The sequence below is a fragment of the Streptomyces sp. NRRL F-2664 genome, assembly GCF_000719345.1.
Lineage (GTDB): Bacteria > Actinomycetota > Actinomycetes > Streptomycetales > Streptomycetaceae > Streptomyces.
On sequence record NZ_JOFX01000154.1, the window covers coordinates 1 to 2,655 of the forward strand.

At 64.0% G+C, this 2,655-nt stretch carries 2 protein-coding genes and 3 pseudogenes; 2 read left to right on the forward strand and 3 right to left on the reverse strand.

What is annotated here, in order from left to right; all coding sequences use genetic code 11:
* Positions 1–167 precede the first annotated feature (167 nt).
* A pseudogene (locus IF89_RS49965) lies at positions 168–275 on the reverse strand (transposase); the annotation flags it as partial.
* A gap of 12 nt (positions 276–287) precedes the next feature.
* A pseudogene (locus IF89_RS39165) lies at positions 288–560 on the reverse strand (transposase); the annotation flags it as partial.
* 434 nt (positions 561–994) lie between these two features.
* Here IF89_RS39165 and IF89_RS43760 point away from each other — a divergent pair.
* Entirely contained in the window at positions 995–1,324 is a 330-nt protein-coding gene (locus IF89_RS43760) for a histone-like nucleoid-structuring protein Lsr2 (RefSeq protein WP_078628772.1), read from the forward strand.
* 128 nt (positions 1,325–1,452) lie between these two features.
* Positions 1,453–1,973: pseudogene (locus tag IF89_RS48680) on the forward strand (IS5/IS1182 family transposase); the annotation flags it as partial.
* 272 nt (positions 1,974–2,245) lie between these two features.
* Here the strand turns inward: IF89_RS48680 and IF89_RS49970 are convergent.
* Positions 2,246–2,521 carry a transposase gene (locus IF89_RS49970; protein WP_420707015.1) on the reverse strand — a complete coding sequence of 92 codons (276 nt, stop codon included), beginning with the start codon at positions 2,519–2,521 and terminating at the stop codon, positions 2,246–2,248.
* Positions 2,522–2,655 lie beyond the last annotated feature (134 nt).

Sequence of the window (2,655 nt, forward strand, 5' to 3'; positions counted from 1 at the left end):
CGCAGAATCCAACTCCGACCCGACCTCACCGACAGCTGTCTCACGGCCACCGGTCTGACCATCAACCCACCGACCCCACCCTGAAACCCTCAGTAAACGACTTGACTCGATATAGCAGCCTCGGGGGCATCACCGCGAGGTAGACGCATTCAGGGCGATGTTCTCGGAGGGAAGTGGCCCCTTACCCTGACACCCAGGCGGATGCGGGCGTTGACCGACTCGACCGCGTTGGTGGTGCAGACGATCCGCCGGATCTCGGCGTCGAACTGCAGGAAAGCTACGATCTACGGCTCGAACCCGCCCTGCCGGTCCCGCGGGACCTCGATCCCGACCGGACCGACGTCCGTGACGACGGTCTTGGACCGCTTCCCGTTGCATGAGTCGCCGCCGTTCTTGTCGGCGGGATCATGCCGGTCATAGCCGAGATGATCTATCATTCCGCCCTCGAGGGCGGACTCCAGCAGTGGCTTCGTCAGCTGCTGGAGCAGACCGCCCTCACCGGTCAGCCGCAGGCCCTCGGCCTGCGATCGGGTTACAAGCTCCGGGAACCGGTCATCCACAGCCGCCGAGGCGGCCCCCGCCCCGGACGGCTTGGCTAATTTCTCGCTGGTCACAGGTGCAAGTTTCTACGATCGGAGTTACACCGTTCTTCTTACAGGGCCCGTTTGGCCCTGTAGAAGATGTGGTGTAGGCGTCGGTCGTCGGCGTGGTGTTTTGGGGGCGCTGCAATATAGTCTCCGTCCAATGCATGCTTCTGCATGATCGGGTTGCAAGCTTCGCTGGAGGAGGGCCGCATGTACTCAGTCGCTAAGCACCGCGCTGTGACTGACGCGCGCAGGATGGCCGGAGCCCAGCCCCTGGAACAGAACAGTAGTTCCAGCAAGGCTGGCCTAGAGCTCCCATGACCGCACCACTTCGCAGCCTTGCCAGACCCGGGGGCGCAGGAAAACGTGGGGTGTTCACGTCTGTCCGCGGATCGTGTATTCTTTCTTTTATGGCTCAAAAGCAAGTGACGATTTTCATCGATGACGTAACTGGGCGGGAGACGGCCGAAGGCGCCGCGCACAGCTTCTCTCTGGACGGGGTTGAGTATGAAATTGACCTTTCTCCGGAGAGCTACGACAAACTGCTAGAGGACCTGGCTCCCTATCTGCAGGTAGCTCGCAGGGTGCGGGGCGGTCGACGGCCACGTCGATCTACTTCCGATAGTGATCAAGCCATGACCGGGCGAATCCGAGAGTGGGCGAGACTAAACAACCTCGAGGTCAACACGCGGGGCCGTATCCCAGCTGACGTACGCGCTGCCTACGAGGCAGCTCACTGAGCTTCGAGTTGGGCCCGCCCCTGATCGGGTGAATGTGAAGGCTGGTAAGAGCGCCCGCCAGAAGGTGGGGAAGTGGTGCAGGCACGGTCCCCGATCATAGAGTTCTATACGCTTCATGATCACTCGGGGTGCCGTGCCTGCCTGACTCGTCATGTTTGCCCAAGCCCGTCCGCGACCAGTTCTCCGCCCGGCTTGCCCGAGCGCGAGGACCGCCATCCTCTGGGCTGTGAACCCCCCCGGATAGCGGACGAGGCGGTCGAAGACCGCCTCGTCCAGGTCCTCGTCTCCGGCTGCGAACACGAACGCGCCGACGAGCACTGCTCGGCTACGACCCTGCGGCGGCGCCGGGACGAGTAGATCAGGCTCGGAGTCATGGGGGACCTGCGGCTGCTGGTCGCGGGCTGCACCACAAGGCACCCGTCGGCGGTGAGTGCGCCGGAAGAAGCCCGGCCGACCGCGGCAAACAAGGCCTCAAACGCTCACGCCTGACCGAAGCGTAGGGCATCCCCGTCACCGGGCCCGCGTCGGCGAACGTCCGCGATCACACGCTGCTGCCTGTCACTCTGGAAAAGAGGCCCTGGGCCCACTGTCGACGTCCCCGCGGCTGGGCCTGGACGTCGGCTACGATTACCGCCCTGTCCATGATGACTCCCCACGTTACCTTTTTCGCGGCTCCGCAATGGGGCTACCGGCCTTCGGGGCCGGCATGACTTCCCTCCCTTGTTGTTGATGACAATGCCGTTGCGTTAATGGTCGTGCCATCGGTAGTTCAGCGTGGCGACGGCCGAAGGGCGCCGGTTGCTGGCGGCCTCACCGGATACCTTGCTGGCGAAGGGTGTGATGCACGACTTGATCTTCCGTGGGCAGTCGCGTGACCGTCGCCGTGGCAGCAGAGCTGCTGCGATCTCGGCGAGCCGTCCGTCACGTCTGCGGGCCGAGGGGGGAAAAGCCGGACGGCGCGATCACCGAGCGGCGGACAACGTGCAGGGCCCGGACGAACGACGTCCGTTCGGTGGGGCTCTGGGTGAGGCGGGCCGCCTCGGCCAAGAGGTCCCGGGTCGCGTGGTGAACGATCAGGTGGGCGAAGATCTCCTGGCGAACGCCGTCCGGGGTCTGCGACCGGAGAACTGGTCTGTCCCGCTGATGGGTCTTGATCTCGTCGAAGACCAGCTCGATCTCCCACCGTCGTGCATACAGTGAGCTCTTTCAACGTGGCCACTGATCGGGTGACGGGGGTGGCTGCGTAACGGGCGAGGCCCTCGGGTTGTTGAGCGGGATATCTGACGTCCGCAGCTTTACAACACGGGGGCCTCGTTGGTTCCTTTTCGTGC